General features: G+C 40.9%; 14 protein-coding genes and 2 pseudogenes. 14 read left to right on the top strand and 2 right to left on the bottom strand.

Annotated features, from left to right (window positions below; all coding sequences use genetic code 11):
• Nucleotides 1-447: 447 nt before the first annotated feature.
• The 10 genes and pseudogenes from AT864_RS11385 to AT864_RS11345 all read left to right on the top strand — a co-directional run bounded on the left by AT864_RS11385 (nt 448) and on the right by AT864_RS11345 (nt 13,215).
• Nucleotides 448-834 (top strand): GntR family transcriptional regulator, encoded by a 387-nt coding sequence (locus tag AT864_RS11385; RefSeq protein ID WP_044741631.1) that lies wholly within the window; start codon nt 448-450, stop codon nt 832-834.
• The gene (locus tag AT864_RS11380; RefSeq protein WP_044741630.1) at nt 831-1,730 is read left to right on the top strand and encodes an ABC transporter ATP-binding protein; all 900 of its coding nucleotides are present in this window, start codon (nt 831-833) and stop codon (nt 1,728-1,730) included. Before AT864_RS11385 ends, AT864_RS11380 begins: the two co-directional genes overlap by 4 nt.
• Nucleotides 1,705-3,417, top strand: a complete 1,713-nt coding sequence (locus tag AT864_RS11375) for a DUF6449 domain-containing protein (RefSeq protein ID WP_066149032.1) — start codon at nt 1,705-1,707, stop codon at nt 3,415-3,417. Before AT864_RS11380 ends, AT864_RS11375 begins: the two co-directional genes overlap by 26 nt.
• A 452-nt stretch (nt 3,418-3,869) precedes the next feature.
• Nucleotides 3,870-4,161: pseudogene (locus AT864_RS11370) on the top strand (ArsR/SmtB family transcription factor).
• A gap of 8 nt (nt 4,162-4,169) precedes the next feature.
• A pseudogene (locus tag AT864_RS18710) lies at nt 4,170-4,381 on the top strand (IS1595 family transposase); the annotation flags it as partial.
• Nucleotides 4,382-4,415: 34 nt separating this feature from the next.
• Entirely contained in the window at nt 4,416-4,883 is a 468-nt protein-coding gene (locus AT864_RS11365; protein ID WP_044741627.1) for a DinB family protein, read from the top strand.
• A 161-nt stretch (nt 4,884-5,044) separates the two neighbouring features.
• Nucleotides 5,045-7,150: a heavy metal translocating P-type ATPase gene (locus AT864_RS11360; protein WP_066149031.1), complete on the top strand. Its 2,106-nt coding sequence runs from the start codon at nt 5,045-5,047 to the stop codon at nt 7,148-7,150.
• Between the two features lie 239 nt (nt 7,151-7,389).
• Entirely contained in the window at nt 7,390-8,850 is a 1,461-nt protein-coding gene (locus AT864_RS11355; RefSeq protein ID WP_066149030.1) for a SpoIIE family protein phosphatase, read from the top strand.
• Between the two features lie 851 nt (nt 8,851-9,701).
• On the top strand, nt 9,702-11,441 hold the full coding sequence (locus AT864_RS11350) for an ABC transporter ATP-binding protein (protein WP_066149029.1): 1,740 nt from the start codon (nt 9,702-9,704) through the stop codon (nt 11,439-11,441).
• A 1-nt stretch (nt 11,442) separates the two neighbouring features.
• Nucleotides 11,443-13,215 carry an ABC transporter ATP-binding protein gene (locus tag AT864_RS11345; RefSeq protein ID WP_231734640.1) on the top strand — a complete coding sequence of 591 codons (1,773 nt, stop codon included), beginning with the start codon at nt 11,443-11,445 and terminating at the stop codon, nt 13,213-13,215.
• 34 nt (nt 13,216-13,249) lie between these two features.
• Here the strand turns inward: AT864_RS11345 and AT864_RS11340 are convergent, their stop codons facing one another.
• Nucleotides 13,250-13,885 carry an MOSC domain-containing protein gene (locus AT864_RS11340; protein WP_066149027.1) on the bottom strand — a complete coding sequence of 212 codons (636 nt, stop codon included), beginning with the start codon at nt 13,883-13,885 and terminating at the stop codon, nt 13,250-13,252.
• Between the two features lie 487 nt (nt 13,886-14,372).
• On the bottom strand, nt 14,373-14,990 hold the full coding sequence (locus tag AT864_RS11335; protein WP_066149026.1) for a hypothetical protein: 618 nt from the start codon (nt 14,988-14,990) through the stop codon (nt 14,373-14,375).
• Between the two features lie 315 nt (nt 14,991-15,305).
• On the opposite strand from AT864_RS11335, the gene AT864_RS11330 reads away from it, so the two are divergent.
• From AT864_RS11330 to glnA, 4 genes are all read left to right on the top strand, one after another.
• On the top strand, nt 15,306-15,863 hold the full coding sequence (locus tag AT864_RS11330) for a thioredoxin family protein (protein ID WP_066149025.1): 558 nt from the start codon (nt 15,306-15,308) through the stop codon (nt 15,861-15,863).
• A 69-nt stretch (nt 15,864-15,932) separates the two neighbouring features.
• Nucleotides 15,933-16,331 (top strand): gamma-glutamylcyclotransferase, encoded by a 399-nt coding sequence (locus AT864_RS11325; RefSeq protein WP_066149024.1) that lies wholly within the window; start codon nt 15,933-15,935, stop codon nt 16,329-16,331.
• A 663-nt stretch (nt 16,332-16,994) separates the two neighbouring features.
• On the top strand, nt 16,995-17,879 hold the full coding sequence (locus tag AT864_RS11320) for a sulfite exporter TauE/SafE family protein (RefSeq protein ID WP_066149023.1): 885 nt from the start codon (nt 16,995-16,997) through the stop codon (nt 17,877-17,879).
• A gap of 543 nt (nt 17,880-18,422) precedes the next feature.
• Nucleotides 18,423-19,787: a type I glutamate--ammonia ligase gene (gene glnA / locus AT864_RS11310; RefSeq protein WP_066149021.1), complete on the top strand. Its 1,365-nt coding sequence runs from the start codon at nt 18,423-18,425 to the stop codon at nt 19,785-19,787.
• The last annotated feature ends 518 nt before the right edge of the window (nt 19,788-20,305 follow it).

Genomic DNA, 20,305 nt, shown 5'->3' with positions numbered 1-20,305 from the left:
CTTATGTATATCGGGTTATAGATACCATGAGAAGATGAGACGTCAAAGGTAGAATCCTATTTTTTACGGGCAGAGGCAAGTCACGGTTTTTCAACATCCGCAAATCCTTCTCTGCTATTCTTTCTGCTCGTTTTGTGCCGCATGTCGATTATTTAAGTGTTCCTATATGACCGTATGAGGGTCATATGGAGGAGTGAATGATGAAACATCTTTCTTATATCACAGGAAATATCCTCCTGATGATAGGAGAGAAAGGTAGAAGAAGCAAGCCGCTTTTATGAAGTGAAGCAGGCTCGATTTATAATTTGTTAACATTCTATCACATCCGTTGATTTTGGGATATGAGTTGATGAATAAAGTTTTTTATTAAGAAAAGTTGCTTTTTTAGCTCAACTGTACTATGATATATATTACAGTTAGTACAGACGTGAGAAAGGAGGAGGGGAGATGTTTGAACTTGATATTCGCAGTCGTCAGCCAATTTATGAACAATTAGTTGAAAAAATAAAGGAATTCATTATTCATGAAGTGTGGGGCCCAAACGAACAGCTGCCGTCTGTCAGATTATTAGCGAAGGAGCTAACGATTAATCCGAACACGATTCAAAAAGCGTATCGTGAACTTGAGCATCAAGGCTATATTTACTCCATTCCCGGAAAAGGCCATTTTGTCGCTACACAGCCGGAAGAAGTCAGTCGTGAAAAATTAGAGACAGCTAAGCAGCAGTTGCTGAAGCTTTTATGTGAGGCGTTCTATATTGGAATGAAGAAAGATGCCATTTTATCTCTAGTAGATGAAGCGGAACAAATAGCAGGAGGAGGAGATCCGCGATGATTGAAATTCATCATGTCCGCAAAGGATTTGAACAGGTAGAAGCGGTCAAAGATGTAAGTCTGCATGTTCAAAAAGGCTCGATTTATGGACTTCTCGGTTCAAATGGTGCCGGAAAAACAACGTTGTTAAAGATGCTTGCCGGCATTTATAAACCGGACGACGGCGATATTTTTATTGAGGGAGAACCGATTTTTGAAAATGTTAAGCTAAAGAAGAAACTGCTTTTTTTACCTGATAACCCCTATTTTTTTCCACATGCTACAATCCAGCAAATGGCACAATTTTATAGAGACGTTTATCCTGGCTGGAATGAAGAACGATTTTGGCAGCTACAGGAATGGTTTTCGATCGATGTACAGCAAAAAATTCAACGCATGTCGAAAGGAATGCAGCGCCAAGCAGCATTTTGGCTCGCCTTTTCCGTTATGCCGGATGTATTGATTCTTGACGAACCTTTTGACGGGTTGGATGCCGTGATGAGAAAAAAGATGAAAAACTTACTTGTACAGGATGTGGCGGAGCGGAATATGACGGTTTTCATTTCATCGCATAACTTGAGAGAGGTTGAAGATCTTTGTGATCATGTCGGTATTTTGCACAATGGTGAAATGATTATGGAGAGGGAGATTGATGATTTAAAAGCAGATGTTCATAAAATTCAAGTTGCTTTTCGCGACGGTATTCCTTCTTCTTTTCTTACCGGTTTGCAAGTCGTTTATCAAGAGCAGCGAGGCAGTGTCCTTTTATGCATTGTTCGAGGCAATCGTGAAGAAGTGGATGCGTATATTCAGCGATTTGCGCCAGTCATTTTTGATGTACTACCGCTTACTTTAGAAGAAATTTTTGTTTATGAAATGGGGAGGGTCGGGTATGCTATCGAAAGCGTTATGGTTTAACCGTTCTATCTGGCTGCAGCACTTTCGGAATATTGGCTGGATTGCGATTGTCCATTTGCTTCTATTATTAGCAATCGTTCCACTTCCGATTATGATGGCCTATACAAATGGCAAAAATCAATTAGATTATCTCAGAGGTCTTAAAAATGTATTTGATATTTCCGCGCCGTTTCAGGGAATGCTCGTTTTTACGATTCCGGTTTTGTTAGGGATTTTTTTGTTTCGCTATATGCACGTAAAACAGTCGGCTGACTATATGCATAGTTTACCGTTTCGTCGTGAATCATTATTTACACAACATATGATGCTCGGCGGGATGATCCTGCTTGTTCCACTTGTTTTTACCGCTTTAGTAGTGTCTGTTTTATGTTATTGGTTGCCACTTGATCGCATTGCATCGGCTGATATTGTACTATGGATAGCGGAAGTATTTTTGATGGAAATGTTTGTGTTTGCTGTTAGTGTTTTTGTCGGGATGCTGACAGGAATTTCGGTGCTTCAAGGTATATTTGCCTACATTTTATTTTTATTTCCAGCAGGAATTTTTGTTCTCGTATTAACGAATATGAGATATGTATTAGCCGGGTTTGCTGCTGATTATTATTTAAATGCTAATATAGAGAAAATCGTTCCATTTATTCGATTTATAGAGCTGAGTATGCGAGATTTTAGCTTACAAGAAGCGATAGGCTACCTCTTTTTAACAGGATTATGCATCGTCATGGCGTTATGGATGTATAGGAAGCGCCCTAGTGAAGCAGCCAATCAGGCGCTTGCTTTTCCGATATTGCGTCCGGTGTTTTTATTTGGGGTCCCTTTCTGCTTCATGCTTGTTGGGGGGATATACTTTAGAGAAGTAATGAATGGCAGCTTCGGCTGGATTCTATTTGGTTATATGGTCTTCTCCATTATCGGATTTTTGGTTGCGGAGATGGTGATCGAGAAAACATGGCGCGTCTTTCATAAATGGAAAGGATATGTCTACTTTTTGCTGCCTATGCTGCTTGTTGGCACTGTTCTTTATTTTGATCTGACAGGATATGAAAAACGAATGCCAAAGCTCGCCGATATTGAAAAGGTATACTTTGGTGATTCCGTGTCTCGATTTGACATAGATACGCAGCAAAGGGAAAATCATTCATTGATAGAGCAGCCCAATCAATTTTTAAGTAGTAAAGAAAATATTCAAAATGTATATATTTTTCACGAACAACTCATTGCCAATAAGCCGACACTGCCTTCACCGTTTGCCGATACTAAACGTGTCGTCATCGGATATGTTTTGAAAAATGGGGATCGCCTCATTCGAGTATACGATGTGCCTACCGATCCATACATGCCTTTTTATAAACAGATCATTGAATCAAATGAATATAAGCAAAATTACTATTTTATTTTGCGAGAAAAAGAAGTGGCGCCAATCCGTCAAGTAACTATTATGATGGGAGATGAAAGATTCAAAGAAATCGTGCTCAGCGATCCAAAGGAGATAAGCGGATTTATGGAAGGATTAAAAAACGATCTGAGACAGGAAAGTGCGGAATCCATACTGAAAAACCATGAATCATGGGGAACGATTGAGTTACTCCAAAGCGATGGAGATATTATTTATGTTACGTGGAAAAAAACATATGCCAATATCGAGAAGTGGCTGTCCCGGCAAAAATTACTTCCCAATCACAGGTAGCAACAAAAACGATTGGCTAAACTGAGAAGAGCAAAGAAATAAGGATCGACGGGTGTAGGTTTATGAACGGATCTGGAAGCGGCATGGCTCAAACTCTCGTCACACGTTTGTAAAACGAAGGCAAGTCTGCGGATTGGCCTTCGTTTTATTTTCTTCAAATGGGCGGATTGGCTTGTTATCCGCATAGTCGCTTAGGGCAAGCAGAAGCAATGATTTTCAGTGATCAGCGCGTCATCTAGCTATGAATGCGCTTAATCTTTGTTCAATGAGCAAAAAACAAACAAGGCCATAGCGCCTTGTTTTTATTGATTTTTGTTTAACATATCCACTAAGAAGTTTTCCACTTTGAAACGCCATGTAAGCGGGAGAGAAATAAAAAGCAAAATGAATGGACCGATTGTTTGCCTATTATATATACTATATTCAAATGAACATTTGAATGAGAGGATAAAATGGTTCGCGACATATGTGAAGTGTTTTGCTTTGATGAGAAAAAAGTAGCAGCTGTAAAGGGACAAGATTGAAGGAGTCGAACAGCTGTTTAAAGCTTTATCGGATGCCACTCGTTTAAAAATTGCTTATGCGCTTACATTGGAGAAAGAATTATGTGTTTGCGATGTTGTTCCTATAATTGACGCGACCGTAGCAACAGCCTCGCATCATTTGCGCGTTCTTCGTGATATGGGGCTTGCTAAGCATCGAAAAGAAGGAAAGCTTGTGTTTTATTCGTTAGGCTATGTTTAAACCACATTAGTTACCACAGCCGCTTGAAGAAATGGATGGACCGCTTTAATGGGTGTTGCAACTTAAGTATTTGCAGCATTACCTGGCTTGGTTTCGTTATTTAGACAGTAAGGAAAATGAAAACACAACGTCAAACAGGAAGAACATGTTGGTCAATTCTTGCCTGTTTACTGTAAAAGAAACAAATTCCAAACTAAGACAGAGATCATTTTCTTCGTGAAAAACGACTACATTGCTGATAGGGAGCGAATACGTTGATAAAACTGTTTTATTATAACTGGATGGTAAGAGATGAATGGTTTGAACTATGCAAGCAAGTCCCAAATGAAGAATTGTTGCGTAATCGAATTGGTGGAGTAGGCAGCATTCTTTATACACTTTTCCATATTTCAGACGTAGAATATAGCTGGATTCGTGGAATACAAGGTAAACCAGATATCCAGGTCCAATATGAGAACTATAAAACACTGGAACAAGTAAAGAAACTTTCAGATTCTTGGGTGCAAGAGACAAAGTCGTTCCTTGATGCTTGGTCAAATGATTTAGAAAACGAAATTGTGACTGTTCCATGGACTGAAGGGCGTTATACAAAAGGTGAAATATTACGCCATGTAATTGCACATGAAATTCATCATATGGGTCAGCTATCCATATGGGCAAGAGAGATTGGGATTCAACCAATATCAGCAAATGTAATTGGTAGAGGGTTGTTTACAATGTGAATCAAGGGCAAGTAATCGGTTTGAATTAGCCGCTTTTTTAGTGAGCAGTTTTATTCTGGTCAAAAATCAACATTAAAAGAAAACAGAGCCATTCGTTAAAGGTGAGCACCTTTATCAATTGGTATCGATGGCTCTTATGCATGTAGGAGAGGAGGAAGGAGATGGGAAATAGACATGTATATCGTCTTCAAGGACTTTCCTGTGTGAATTGTGCAGCAAAATTTGAACAAAACGTCAAAGCAATTGCGACGGTAAAAGAGGCACATGTGAATTTTGGAGCCGCCAAACTGACCGTTATTGGCGAGGCCTCGATTGGAGAGTTGGAGAAAGCGGGAGCCTTTGACGGAATTCGTCTCATTCCAGAGCACGCCCAAACGCAGTTATCGGCGCCAAAATTTTGGCAAACACGGGCTACTGTGTTGGCTTTGATTTCTGCATGCTTTCTTATGGTGGGATATGCAGCTTCTTTATGGATGAAAGAAAGCGAATGGCTTGCGGTTGGAGCATTTGCCTTAGCAATTGCTGTGGGCGGTTATGATTTGCTTCGAGTGGGATTGCTAAATTTATGGCATTTCCGCTTTGATATGAAAACACTGATGACAATTGCGATCATCGGGGCAGCTTTTATCGGAGAGTGGAAAGAAGGAGCCGTTGTTGTACTTTTGTTTGCTATCAGTGAAGCGCTGGAGCGCTATGCAATGGATCGGTCTCGTCGTTCAATTCAGTACTTGATTGATGCTGCACCAAAAAAGGCGATGGTTCGCAAAGGGAATCAGGAATATGAAGTCGATGTTGATGAATTGGAGATTGATGATATTATGATTGTCAAGCCAGGACAAAAGATTGCGGCAGACGGCATTGTTGTGCACGGGGCCTCAGCCGTTAATGAAGCGACCATTACAGGAGAATCAATGCCTGTTTATAAAAGTGTGAATGACGAGGTGTATGCTGGAACTATTAATGAGGAAGGGGCATTAGAGGTCAAAGTTACGAAAAAACGCAGCGAATCTATGCTGGCGAAAATGATTGATCTTGTCGAAGAAGCTCAAGCCGAGCGGGCTCCTGCTCAACAATTGGTCGATCGCTTCGCCCGCTATTATACTCCGCTGATTATGCTGATCGCTTTTATTGTTGCTGTGATGCCGCCTCTTCTGTTCGAAGAAAGTTGGGAAGCATGGGTTTATCGTGGATTAGCTGTATTGGTGGTCGGTTGTCCATGTGCGCTTGTCATCAGTACTCCTGTCGCTATTGTCACAGCTATCGGTCATGCCGCACGGCGCGGGATTCTTATTAAAGGCGGAATTTATTTGGAAGAAATGGGAAAAATCGCAGCTATCGCTTTTGATAAAACGGGAACTTTGACAAAAGGAACGCCAGAAGTCGAAGCTATTCGTTTATTTTCTAATCATGTCACGGAAGAAGAATGGCTTCAGATTGCGGCTGCGATTGAAAAATATTCTCAGCACCCTATTGCTTCAGCCATTGTGCGAAAAGCACAAGAGCGAGGTGTTGTATTCACTGAGCGTCAAGTGACGAATTTTTATTCGATTACAGGAAAGGGAGCTTCTGCATCCGTCGACGGAATCACCTATTATATTGGAAGCCCGGCTTTGTTTTCAGAATACCTGTTATCGAAGGAAGTTCACGCTACCATTCAGCAGCTTCAACAGCCAGGAAATACGGTGGTCGTGCTGGGAAGTGAGCATCAGTTGCTAGGGGTGGCGGCTGTTTCTGACCAAGTTCGTGAATATGCAGCCGATACCATTCAAGAGCTTTGCAAAGAAAAAATAAAACAGCTGACAGTAGTCACAGGAGATCATCGGGTGACGGCTGAATATGTTGGCCGCTCAATTGGCCTCACAGAAATACAAGCAGAATTGCTTCCTGAAGATAAGCTTCGCGTGATGAAAGAAATGAGAGAGAAATATGGTCGAGTGGCGATGATCGGTGATGGAGTTAATGATGCCCCAGCATTAGCAGCAGCCAATGTTGGAGTGGCGATGGGAACAGGGGGAACCGATGTGGCTCTGGAAACGGCGGATATTGTGTTAATGGGAGATGATCTTCGCCAACTACCTTATGTCATTCGCCTAAGCCGTAAAGCGCTGCGAATGATTAAAGAAAATATTGTTTTAGCTTTATCTTTAAAGCTTTTAGCCTTAATTTTGATCGTTCCTGGATGGCTTACATTGTGGATGGCGATTTTTGCAGATATGGGAGCAACATTCATCGTGCTTTTCAATTCAATGCGCTTAATGCGAATATAGCGTGCAATCTCTCTGGACCTCATAGGGACAGAGGGTTTTTATTGATTTGGTGTTCAAAGGCAAGTCCTTAGACTTGCCTTTTGAGATGTCCATTTTTTCCGCCCGAATTCTATAGATCATATTGGGTGATCCTCTTATCATTTTGATTTTATATATTTTTTAGAAGGAAACAACAAGAAATTTGTAGAATGAATAAAATAACGCTTTATCTAAAAATTATAGAAAAGGGCGGATTTTAAATGAAAAAAGAACATGTATATGTGTCGAAAAGTGAAGAAATTTTTCATAGGCAGGAAGGAATCATCATTACCAATCGTGATGCTAGAATTGTTGCTGTGAATGAAATACTGCTAGCCTCCATTGGCTACCGCCAGCAGCAATTGATTGGCCAGCCTGTTCATCTATTGTTTACGCAAAGTTATAGTATTTCCACCTATCATCTCATTTGGGAGAATGTTTTAAAGGAGGGCTATTGGGACGGAAATGTTCATTCGCATCAATTGCAAGACGGGCTCCTTTTAAGACGTTTAACCGTCTATGGTTTAGCAGATCATCATGGCCAAAACAATTTATTCATATGGAAGTTTTCTGACATATTGGAAATCGAGAACGTACTGAACGCTATTTATAAAATACCAATGATGGCTGTTGTTACATTGTATAAGGATATGACGATCAAGCACTGGAGCGAAGCAGCAGAATTATTATTCGGATGGAAAAAAGAAGAGATCATTGGCCGGCCTTTACTTTCATTATTTTCATACCATTTGTTTGATCTGGCTAAAATGATTCGTCAGACAGGGAGTGAGGGGCTTTTAGATTTGGAATGCGAAGCAAGAAAAAGAGATACAACGATGATGAATGTTGTTTTTTCAGTCGTTCCAGTCACGGACTCAGTTGGAGCAACGACAGGATATGTTATGACGATCAGGGATGTAACAAAGGTCAAACAAAAAGAACGAGAGCAGCAAAAGAATTCAGAGCTGATCAAAAACATTCAGCAAAGCATATTCACTTCTCCGATTCAAACGAAGGATATAACGATGGATGCGGTTTATATTCCATCGGAGGAATTATCTGGGGATATGTATGCTTGCTATCGAATTGATGAGGTTCGCTTTGGGGTTATAATAATCGACATTATGTGCCGCGGACTTTCCTCTTCTCTAATCATTATGTTATTGCGCTCACAATTAAGAGAGCTCATTCTTCGTGTTACTGATCCCGCTTGTGTAGCGACGGAGCTTGAAAAATATGTACAAACCCTATTCCCCGAGAGCTCTAGAGAAATGTCCTCACTGTTTTCAATGATTTATGCTGTAATCGATACAAAAAAGCAACAAATTGAATATATAAATGCAGGCCATCCTTCCGGGTTTTTATTAACCAATAATGAAATTATTGAGATGGATCAAGGAGGATGGGCGATCGGCAGTCCATTTTCTGTTCCGTTTAAAAAAGAAGTGATTCATTATAATCAACAGGTAAGGCTTTTTTTATATACAGATGGAATTTTAGGGGAAATTGACCAGTCCCCATTATCCAGTATGATTCACATTCTTCATGATTTGAAAGAACATCGTTCTTTATCTGATCAACAATTTTTGCGACTGCTTGTTGATAAGCATATATGCGAGAACCGCCCGGCAAATGACGTGTGTATGCTTTCCATGACGATTGGCGAAGCCTCGACGGATTGATTAATAGATGTTGCTGCACACGGCGAAATCACTGAAAAGCAAGGATAAAAAAAGATTGCATAAATGATAAGTTTGTCCTGTTTTTTGTTGTCATTCCTTATTTTTGAATAGCTGCCGCTGCTTTTTTAATTGTTGTGGCGCTGTTAGATAAGCGTTGCATGAGTTTCATACTTTTTGTTGAAACTTTTTTTTTGTCTAAATTATATTTACTGGATGATGATTGTTGTACGTCTCACTGCTGGAACATTGCCTCATAAATCGTTTACTGCCGCTATTTCTCTCTGCTTCTTTTCACTTCTCTTCTGATATGTTCATCATAAGATTATTAATGAGGGACATGTATTCGTAAAAATGGTTTTATGGTTAGTAATTTCTAAAAAGTGAAGAATGCTATGGATCAAGATCAGCCCATAATGTTAGATACAATGTTTTATATACTGGATAAATATAGAAGAAAGATGAAACGCATGGGAGCTGTAAGAACTACGGTCGAAGACTATTGATTGACCTCGTACACGTCAAAGCGCGACCGAGCGCCGAACAACAAATTGAAAACCTATTTATAAGACTAGTTGTGGCGACCTTCAGAATTTCACATTCACTCCCATCACGAAGAGAAACCATTTTTTTATGTCATAGGAATTTTTCCTCCATGTCTGAGATTCGTCTTATATATATTTTTTATAAAGAGGTCGCGGATCTGGAAGTTTTTTAGTTTGGGAGGATAAGTGGTGAAATGTTTACTCTTGAATGGATAGTCAGTCGATTGATACACCGACATATCAAAAAAATTGTAAAACCTCCACCATGCAAGTTAAAATAAAAGACACAACGAAGGGTGGGGAAAAACAATGCGCTATGTATTATCCTATTTAAAATCATACAGAAAATGGATGATAATAGCCTGGATGCTCATGTTGATTGAATTGTTTGTGGAACTGTGGCATCCGTTATTAATGGAAAAAATTATTGATAATGGAGTGATGAAAAATGACTTGCATATCATTTGGAAATGGGGCGCTGTGATGGTTGTGACCTCTCTTCTTGCTTTTCTGTCTGGTATTGCCAATTCGTTTGCTGCCGCTTACGTTGGACAACAGTACGGATTTGCGTTGCGAAATGCGCTCTTTCAAAAGGTTCAGTCGTTTTCGTTATTTCATTTTTCCCAATTTCCAACGGCTTCTTTAATTACGAGGATGACGAATGATGTATCTCAAATGCAAAATATGGTATTTATGAGCTTGCGAGTGATGCTTAGGGCGCCACTCTTGATTATTTTTGGTGTAGTCATGGCGCTGTTTGTCCATGTGAAGCTTGCTCTTATTTTGCTCATTGTCGTACCGGCGTCGCTCGCTTTTTTACTTTTTATGATGAACAAAGCCGCTCAATTTTTTACAAAGGTGCAGCACATATTGGACCGCGTCAACAGCATTATGAGCGAAAATATCGCCGGTATAAGACTGATTAAGGCATGGGGGCGCAGCCTTTATGAGAAAAGAAGATTTACCGAAACGAATCAAGCGCTTATGACGCGGACCATGACCGTTTTGCGACTTATAGAAACCATCACTCCTGTTTTGCTGTTGGTGATGAATGTGGCAATCGTTATCATTTTACTCATCGGACGAGTGGAAATTCATACAGGCAGTGCAACAGCAGGGGAAGTCGTAGCGGTGATTAATTACACGACACGTATGACGGCTGCTTTATCGATCTTTACTTTTGTAACGACAGCGTTTTCTCGTGCCAAGGCATCAGGGCAGCGTATTGCCAATATACTGACAGCGCCTGTTGATATGCTCGATAAGGACAAACGAGACGAACAGCCTGTTGAAACAGGAAGCATTCAATTCGAGAACGTTTCGTTTCGATATCCGGAAACCGATGTCGATGTATTGCGCGACATTTCGTTTTCTATCGGTGCACATGAAACGGTAGCGATTTTGGGAGAGACTGGTTCTGGCAAGTCTTCGTTGCTTCAGCTGATTCCTCGGCTATATGATGCTACGGACGGAACCATTAAAATGGACGGAATCGACATTCGGCAAATAAGACAAGAACGCTTGCGCACAGCTATCGGCTTTGTACCGCAGGATATTTTGTTATTTTCGGGAACGATTCGCGATAACATTTGCTTTGGAATGGACAATGTGACAGAAGAAGAGATGATACAAGCCGCGAAAAACGCCCAAATTCATGATACTATTATGAGTTTTCCCGAAGGGTATGATACAATGGTCGGACAAAAAGGGGTGACTCTGTCGGGAGGACAAAAACAGCGTATTTCTATCGCTCGAGCACTTGTACGCCATCCCAAAATTCTTTTGTTAGATGACAGTACAAGCGCATTGGATGTTCAAACAGAAGCTCAGTTGTTACAGGGATTAAAATCCTATTCATGCACAACTCTCATTGTCACTCAAAAAATATCAACCGCCATGGAGGCAGATACGATTATTTTGCTTAAAGACGGAAAATTGCTGGCGCATGGAACGCATGAATATTTGTTACGAACGAATGGGTTATACTCTAAGCTTGTTGAATCACAGCTTGGAAAGAAGGGAATTAGCGATGTTAAGAGCACCACATAGAATGATGGGAGTCAAAGAAAATAAACGGAGCGTGAAAGAAAATGCTCAAACGCTGCGGCGCATATGGGGCTTTCTTGAGCATCAAAAGGGACGCCTAGCAGTTGTCATCGTAATGGTGATGATTAGCTCTGGTCTCAGTCTTCTTGGCCCATATATCGTGGGGAGAGCTGTCGATACATATATTATCGCCAAGCGTACAGATGGCTTTTGGATGGTTGTTGTTGCTCTTTTGCTTATTTATCTCGCTTTGTCGTTATCAAGCTTTTTACAAAGCTACTGGATGATTGGGATTGCGCAAAAGACGATTTACGCAATTCGCACTGAATTATTTGGACAATTTCATCAGCTTCCTATCTCTTTTTTCAATCAAAGGCAATCGGGGGAGCTAATGAGCCGATTGACGAACGATATTGACAATATGAGCCAAACGTTCAACAGTACGGTTATCCAAGTGATTTCAAGTACTCTTACGCTTATCGGAGCGGTGGTGGTGATGCTCCTGTTAAGTCCTCTCTTGACAGCGGTAACGCTGTTGATTGTGCCGATTATGTATGGATCTATGAAATGGATTACGAATCGAACACAAAAGAGGTTTAAAGAGCAGCAGAGAAATTTAGGAGAGTTGAACGGATTTATTGAAGAAGTGATTTCTGGACAAAAAGTCGTTAAGTTATTTTCCCAAGAAAAAAAGATGATTGCTCAGTTTTTAGAAAAAAGTGAACAGCTCAAGCAATCGGGATTTTGGGCGCAAACCTATTCAGGTTTTATTCCCAAACTTATGAACGTGCTAAATAATATGAGTTTTGCCTTAATTGCGGGTGTCGGAGGAATTTTCGCATTTAAAGGAATGATTTCAATCGGAACGATTGTGATTTTTTCAGAATATGCCAGACAATTTACACGTCCGCTCAATGATCTTGCCAATCAATGGAATACATTTCTATCTGCATTGGCTGGTGCTGAGCGGGTGTTTGAAATTATTGACCAAGACAAGGAAGAGGATGATGAAGCAGAAGCGATTGATTTGCCTGCTGTGCGCGGAAATGTTGAATTTCGCAATGTGTCTTTTTCATATGATCAAAAACGAAAAGCGATTCAAAATGTCAATTTTTCAGTAACAGAAGGCGAGACGGTAGCGCTTGTTGGACCGACGGGTGTCGGAAAAACCACGATTATTCAGCTTCTTATGCGATTTTATGATCCGGATCATGGACAAATTTTGATTGATGGGATAGATACTCGGCGAGTGAAACGGTCCAGTCTTCGCAGCCAGATGGCGTTTGTATTGCAAGACCCTTTTTTGTTTCAAGGAACGATTCGCGAGAATATTCGTTATGGCAAACTGGAGGCAACAGATGAAGAAGTGGTGGAAGCGGCTAAGTGGGCGAATGCGCATTCGTTTATTACAAAATTGCCAAAAGGCTATGATACCGTTTTACAGCCGGACGGCAGCGGTATTAGTCAAGGACAAAAGCAATTGCTGGCAATTGCTAGGGCAATGATCGCGAAACCGTCTATTTTAATTTTGGATGAAGCGACAAGCAATATTGACACAATGACGGAACTGATGATTCAAGAGGCGCTTGAGCGTTTGATGGAGAAGCGAACCTGCTTTGTTATCGCCCATCGGCTCAATACGATTCAACAAGCTGATCGCATTCTTGTTTTGCGTGAAGGAACCGTGGTGGAACAAGGAACGCATGATTCCCTTCTGAAGGAAAAAGGATTTTACAGTAAGCTGTATTATCGACAATTTAAAAAGGACGCCATATAAAAGTCTTGCACGGCATATCCGTGCAAGACTTTTATCACCTCTCCATTCGTTTGATGAATGATTGGCGCCAATCTTCCGATAAGGCAGGCTCGGCAACAATGGTTTTCATAGCCGCTACATTCCTTTTATCAATATAATAAATAGTATTCACATCATGAATAGAGAGAGCAAGCGGGCTCCGATCGATTAATGTGAGAGGATCACCTTTCTGTATGGAACCTTCTTGAAGCACGCGAAAATAAAAGCCTGTGTAGCCGGTTTCTTGAACTTTGAGCGGCAGATCCTTTAACCCGTGGCGTTTAGCTAATTTAAAACACGGCTGACGCGGCTGTGAAACTTGGATGACCGCTGTACCGACCTCATATACATCGCCGATGCAGACTTGGTTTTCCGTCAATCCAAAGAGAGTCAAATTTTCCCCAAATGCACCTGGGGTGAATGAGCGATGATAGACTTGCTCCCAAAACGAAAAATGTTCAGACGCATAAGCACAAATCGCTTTATCCGGCCCCCCATGGTGAATAAGATCCGCTTGTCCATCGCCAATGCAATGGGTTTTTGTGACAGTGATGGGCCCATTCACTGGCTTTTTATAAATTCCGGTAGTCAGAGGCTTTTCGTCAATTGTCACCATTTGCGGCATCCCGATATTAATTGAAACAATGTGCATCATTTTTTCCTCCTTGTCTGTCAAGCTATGATATAGACGTCCATGACAAAAAATGAGATCATCATCGGAAAGGCGAAAACCCCTTTTGTCGAAATGGCTTTCTTTATTTGCGCTGACGAAAGGAATTTTTTCAGGATAGATGAAACGGAGTCTTGTTCATTGTTTGTGCCTTTCGGTAGAGTTCGTGCTATCTTTTGAGTTTTGTCTGGACGGCACTGCTTTCCGATCAACAAACCAATTTGTAAAGCAACTCGCTATTCTTCTGTCGCGTGAGCGCGTGAATCGCTACCTTTGTCAATTGGAAATATTTTGTATCTGCTCCGTTCTTTGTTCTGTATGTATATCAACAATTTCTATGTTTAACCGCGTTTGTTTCAGTTTTCTGCATTTTCTATTATGCTTGTTTGCTGATAGAAAGTCTACTTGTTTTGATGACAAACGCATGGTGTTTTTCTATGAAAAAAGATCCTTTGCTGAATGCAAAGGATCACATGTGCATGAGCTCTTTTTCGGAGGTCTCGGTTTGGCTTGGCTGTTGAGAATTTCTCGTGAATATGGATGAAATCGTCTGCTTAATGGTTTCCACGATATGTGTGCATCGCTCAAAAATAATCTCTTTGATAGTATCGAGCTGTCTCATTATTTTATATTGCGATGCTTCTTGGGCTTCTAATCGTTTGATGACCGTGTCATGAAACACACCTTGAAGCTCCAGCTTTTCTGCTAACTTTTGATATAGCTTTTCTTGTCCCTCCAAGCGTGCGCTCAATCCTTGATACAGCTCGTCTTGAAAGGCGATTTGTTGAGCCAGTCTTTTCATTGTGTTTTCCTGAACAGAAAGGGAATCAAGAATCGCTTTCTTTACGGTTTGATCGTTTTCGCTCATTTCTTGCCATTGGGCATATAAATGTTCATACTGTTGCTGTTGCAAGGAAAAAGAGTGCTGAAGCTGCTCCATGGAAGCGGACAAATGCTCATGAAATTGCTGCTGTTCATTCAACAACTCTTCGGTTTGAGGACGCCGATGATGAAAAACAGGAAAGGTAGCAGAGCTGCTTGGATCAGCAGGCGGCGTGGCTTTTTTATGCAAATAAATAAACGACATGCTTCTCCTCCTTTCTAATAAAAATGAAGTGCATCCATAGTATATGCATGTGCTTGTTTATGCGTTTATAGAGATTTCGCTTGACATGTTAGCATTTGTTGGTGCTATTTATAGGGGGGGACAATGTTGCTGCACAGAATCGGGAATGGGTCTGAAAGGGGTGTGTTCCTTTTTTGTTTCGCATCCGTATGGCCGAAAGGCAAATCACATGGTTCTTCCAACTGTGGATGTTTTTATAGGCACAGGATTTGTAAGGAAAAAAGAAGTCTGTTATAATCGAAGAAAAATACGACATTGCAGAGAGGATGTGGAAATATGCCTGCGGTTGAATCAGCAATGTTTCCATTAGGAAAGCAAGCGCCGTCTTTTGCTCTTGTCAATGCGATTGATGGCAAGATCGTGCGGTTGGAGGATGTGAAATCTGATGTGGCGACTGTCATCATGTTTATTTGCAACCATTGCCCGTTTGTTAAGCATGTGCAGCATGAATTGATCCGTCTCGCTCACGATTATCAGCCAAAAGGGGTGTCGTTTGTTGCCATCAACTCGAATGACGCCGAGAAATATCCGGATGATTCTCCGGAAAATATGAAAAAAGTCGCTGAAGAGTTAGGATATCCGTTCCCTTACTTGTTTGATGAAACGCAAGAGGTAGCGAAAGCATATCAAGCGGCATGCACGCCAGATTTTTATATTTTTGATAAAGAATTAAAATGTGTGTATCGCGGCCAATTGGATGACTCAAGACCGAATAATGGCATTCCTGTTACCGGTGCTTCTATTCGGGCGGCCTTGGATGCCCTCCTAGCTAATCAGCCCGTGTCTGAACAGCAAAAGCCAAGCATCGGCTGCAGCATAAAATGGAAGGAGTAAAGCTGGCTCGAGCGGCCAGCTCTTTTTTATTTTAGCCGTTTACTTTGATAATAAGGCAGGGAGAGAGGAATGACGGAACAAACGTGTCGAGTGTTTGTATACGGAACGTTATTAACAGGTGAAGTGAATCATGAAATTGCGGCTCCTTATTTGCAAAACGTGAAGCCTGGAAAAGTAAAGGGAAAATTGTATGATGTCGGATCATATCCGGCCCTTGTACTGGATCAGGAGGGGGAAGTAGTTGGTGAATGGCTGACTATAACGATAGATGGAATTAGAAGGATGGATGAGCTGGAGGATTACGAGGAAGGAAGAAATGATAACGAATACGAGCGCGTATGGATTAGAGACTGTACTCAGGAGATAGAGGGATATGTGTATGTCTACCATCCTGACAAGGCCCTCCACCTTCCTTTGATTGAATCGGGTTCATGGCGCCAGTATCGTCCAAAAAAGAGGAATGCGTAAAGGGAAAAGTGACTCTTGCTACATCAACGGGTGATTAAAACATTCGTAAGCTCATGAAACGAGGCCATCCATTTAAGAATAATGCGGAAAACGTAGGAGCAGTGCTGTATAAACGATATAGATACAACTGGATGTATCAACAGTTGTTTAGACTATAACTGATTTCGACGGTAAGGTGATCGAACAACTCCGCTTCCTGATAACTAAAATCATCTGAAAATGGCTGGTTGTTCGTTTTTTGTCGTGCAAATGTGTGGTGAAAGCCAATCCACAGATTGTCCCCTGATCTGTCCACTCCTCAAAAGGTGGCCGCTCCATCTTTAAGGTGTATTTCATTAGATGCAAGTGATTCAGCGAGCATATAGAATGAAGCGGAAGACGAAATCGTATGGAGAAGATAAAAAATGAATGATAAAACACACTTGACAAGTAGGAATACTTGGTATTAATGTATTAAATAATGAAAAAATTCAAACAGGTAAATGCTGATCAGACAAACTGAAGGCACTTTATGGTTGGGGAATGCATATCCGACAATAAAGTGTCTTTTTTGTCTATCAAAGGGAGGGATGCAGGAAAACTTAAGAACGCTTTTCTGAGCAAAAGATAAACATCGACACATGAAATAAATGATTTTGCAAAGATTAGGGGAGGTTGAAGATCATGAAAAAGCTGATTGTATTTATCATTGTTGGGTTTATCGCCCAACTGATTGATGGCTCACTTGGGATGGCTTATGGGGTGACTTCGACGACACTGCTTCTTGCTTTTGGGATTGCGCCTGCTGTTGCTTCGGCATCTGTACATTTAGCTGAGGTGGTGACAACCGCCGCTTCTGGAGCTTCTCATTTAAAATTTGGAAACGTAGACCGCGATATGGTGTTAAAGCTGATTATTCCGGGATCGATTGGTGCATTTGTTGGCGCCTGCTTTTTAAGTAATCTGCCTGGAGATTTAATTAAACCGTACATTTCTACTTTTTTATTAATTCTTGGACTTTATATTATCTATCGCTTTTTATTTCTTCAATCGTCTCAAGAAACGGAACGAGTGCAAAAGATGTCAAATAAACAGCTGGTTCCGCTCGGACTGTTAGCTGGTTTTTTTGACGCAACCGGCGGCGGAGGATGGGGACCGATCGCAACACCTGTCCTTTTAGCGAAAAAAGGAGTAGAAGCCCGCAAAGTCGTGGGAACTGTTGATACATCAGAGTTTGCGGTAGCCGTGTCTGCTACGCTTGGATTTTTCATTTCTTTAGGATGGGAGGAAGTGAACTGGTTTTGGGTCGGTACGCTCATGCTAGGAGGAATTATCGCTGCACCGATTGCTGCTTGGATTGTTAGAATCATGCCTTCCCATTTGCTTGGCGTGCTTGTCGGAGGATTAATTGTGTTAACGAATGCACGCACATTGCTTCACTCTTGGAATGTAGCGGAAAATTTGTATATGGTGGTTTATAGCATCATTATTGCCGGCTGGGTGTTTTCGGTTTGGTGGGCCATCCGCAATCATAAAAAGAGACTAATATCGGATCATTTGGCTTCGTAGCCTGTGATGGATAAATGTTGGAGATAAATTCATTCCTCTGTTTGGGGAAAGCCTATGTATAGCGAAGGGAGTGCCTTCCCATTTTAGCGGCGTCATTCAATGTAACGATCTTAATCCAATGGAATGTGTCAATATTTCCCCGCATATGAGCGGACAAGGAACTCACTGCAACAGTCGTCTTTCTGACCAAGTGATGTGTCTGAAAACGGTTGATTGTTTGATTCTCGGTCATGCTTGGGTGTGACCGAGACACCTGATCGTCGAAAAAAAGGAGATCTTCTGTTTATCTTCAAAGCCAACCTTTTACTCAAAAGGTTGGCTTTTATAATAGGAAGAATGAATGAATATACAAAAAAATGAAAGGTTATTGCACTTGGCTACAATCTTTCAAGCATATAAAAACAGATGATCAAGAAAACGCTTTCTTAAAAAATTATAAAAATACAGAAAGATTTATAAAAAAAGTGATTGTCAAAACGGGAATGTTTCAATATAATAAAATCATGTTAGAAAACTATACGCACGAATGTGAGGTTATGTAACATGTCTAAGGTGTTAGTTTCGCAAGTGAACAATGATACGGCAGTTCTTGAACAAATTAAAGAGACGATTCAACAAAAACATGTAGAGCTTTTACATTTGCAATTTGTAGATATTGAAGGAATTTTAAAGCATGTGACGGTTACGGTTGAGCAATTGGATGATGTGGTCAATGGAAAAATCATGTTTGACGGCTCCTCCATTAAAGGATTTTCGCCTATAAACAAATCAGATTTGTATCTTCTTCCAGATCTTAACACATTTGCTGTTTTGCCTTGGACGGTAGAAGAGGGATATTCGGAGGCACGTTTTCTTTGCTCTGTAATGAACCCAGATGCAACGCGATTTGAAGGAGATCCTCGTAACGTATTAAAGAAAACAGTCGAACGTGCGGCGCAGCAAGGGTATACGATTTCTGTCGGTCCGGAATTAGAATTTTTCTTATTCAAAACGGATGAACACGGAAATCCAACGACACAAACACAAGATAATGGCGGTTATTTTGAACCATCGCCAAAAGATCTTGGGGAACGCGTTCGTCTTGAGATTTATCGAGCATTAAAAGCGATGGGCTTCAAAATCGAAGCCTCACATCATGAGGTGGCCGAAGGACAGCATGAAATTAACTTTAAATACGCGGATGCATTAGGCTCTGCTGACAATGCTACAACTTATAAATGGGTAGTGAAAACGATTGCAAGCAAATATGGATTGCATGCTACTTTCATGCCAAAGCCTGTCTTCGGCATTAACGGATCAGGAATGCACGTCAATATGTCATTATTTAAAGATGGAGAAAATGCATTCTTTGATCCGAGTGATGAAAATCAGCTTTCAGAAACAGCATATCAATTTATCGCTGGTTTATTAAAAAATGTGAAAAGTTTTGCAGCGGTCACAAACCCACTTGTCAATTCCTATAAACGTCTTGTTCCGGGATATGAGGCACCATGCTATATTGCGTGGTCAGCATCCAACCGTTCGGCGCTTATCCGGATCCCGGCTAAACGCGGTGTAGCGACACGTGTAGAGCTTCGCTGTCCAGATCCAGCGGCCAACCCTTATTTAGCGTTTGCTGTGATTGCGGCAGCTGGACTTGATGGTATTGAAAAAGCGCTGAAAGCGCCAGCTCCGATTGATGAGGACATTTTCCATATGACAGAAGAGCGTCGGGAAGAGCTTGGTATTGAAAATCTTCCAGCAAGCTTAGGAGACGCTGTGTCTGAATTTGTAAATGGTACGATTGGACGCCAAACGCTAGGTAATCACGTATTTGATGAATATGTAGCCATGAAAAATGAGGAATGGAATAGCTACCGCACAGCTGTGCATGCATGGGAGCTTGAACAATATCAAGGAAAGTTTTAAGAGTGCATAAATTATGGAAAAAAGCAGGCGATTTTTGCCTGCTTTTTTATTTTTAAAAAGGAATAAGAGAGAGCAGGGAAATGGCTGAAATCTTAGCTTGTCTTTCATAAAAAGTCTAAAAATTTTAAAAATTACTTGAGAAAACGCTTACGTAAATGTTATAATTCTTGTAAACCGATTTACAAAACCGATTTACAAGCCTTAAACGAAGAGGAGACGTTTGAAAGCGAGAAAAGTTTCAATTTTTTCGGGGGGTGGCTCTCTTTCATGATGACACACGAGCTATAAATATAAGGGATGGATATGGAATTCAATGGCCCGCGTTCAAACAACAGCAGTATTTGGACTCTTATCACATGTCTGCATGATGAAAGCAAACTTATAAGATTTGTCTCTGACTGATCATCGATTTTTCAGCGATCTTTTCTTCAATTTTCAAGCTGCCTTTATATGGCTTGGACGGATCTTTAACAAAAATACGAAAATCGCAGAATCAAGAGGATGAGAAAGGGGAGAGA

Source organism: Anoxybacillus sp. P3H1B (assembly GCF_001560855.1).
Classification (GTDB): Bacteria; Bacillota; Bacilli; order Bacillales; family Anoxybacillaceae; genus Anoxybacteroides; species Anoxybacteroides rupiense.
The sequence above is the reverse complement of the archived record's forward strand: the minus strand, read 5'-3'. Positions and strand labels throughout refer to the sequence as shown.

What these genes read in the sequence shown, in the direction of transcription:
- AT864_RS11385 (WP_044741631.1), top strand. Translation starts at nt 448, where the DNA reads ATGTTTGAACTTGATATTCGCAGTCGTCAGCCAATTTATGAACAATTA.
- AT864_RS11380 (WP_044741630.1), top strand. Translation starts at nt 831, where the DNA reads ATGATTGAAATTCATCATGTCCGCAAAGGATTTGAACAGGTAGAAGCG.
- AT864_RS11375 (WP_066149032.1), top strand. Translation starts at nt 1,705, where the DNA reads ATGCTATCGAAAGCGTTATGGTTTAACCGTTCTATCTGGCTGCAGCAC.
- AT864_RS11360 (WP_066149031.1), top strand. Translation starts at nt 5,045, where the DNA reads ATGGGAAATAGACATGTATATCGTCTTCAAGGACTTTCCTGTGTGAAT.
- AT864_RS11355 (WP_066149030.1), top strand. Translation starts at nt 7,390, where the DNA reads ATGAAAAAAGAACATGTATATGTGTCGAAAAGTGAAGAAATTTTTCAT.
- AT864_RS11350 (WP_066149029.1), top strand. Translation starts at nt 9,702, where the DNA reads ATGCGCTATGTATTATCCTATTTAAAATCATACAGAAAATGGATGATA.
- AT864_RS11345 (WP_231734640.1), top strand. Translation starts at nt 11,443, where the DNA reads ATGATGGGAGTCAAAGAAAATAAACGGAGCGTGAAAGAAAATGCTCAA.
- AT864_RS11340 (WP_066149027.1), bottom strand. Translation starts at nt 13,885, where the DNA reads ATGCACATTGTTTCAATTAATATCGGGATGCCGCAAATGGTGACAATT.
- AT864_RS11335 (WP_066149026.1), bottom strand. Translation starts at nt 14,990, where the DNA reads ATGTCGTTTATTTATTTGCATAAAAAAGCCACGCCGCCTGCTGATCCA.
- AT864_RS11330 (WP_066149025.1), top strand. Translation starts at nt 15,306, where the DNA reads ATGCCTGCGGTTGAATCAGCAATGTTTCCATTAGGAAAGCAAGCGCCG.
- AT864_RS11325 (WP_066149024.1), top strand. Translation starts at nt 15,933, where the DNA reads ATGACGGAACAAACGTGTCGAGTGTTTGTATACGGAACGTTATTAACA.
- AT864_RS11320 (WP_066149023.1), top strand. Translation starts at nt 16,995, where the DNA reads ATGAAAAAGCTGATTGTATTTATCATTGTTGGGTTTATCGCCCAACTG.
- glnA (WP_066149021.1), top strand. Translation starts at nt 18,423, where the DNA reads ATGTCTAAGGTGTTAGTTTCGCAAGTGAACAATGATACGGCAGTTCTT.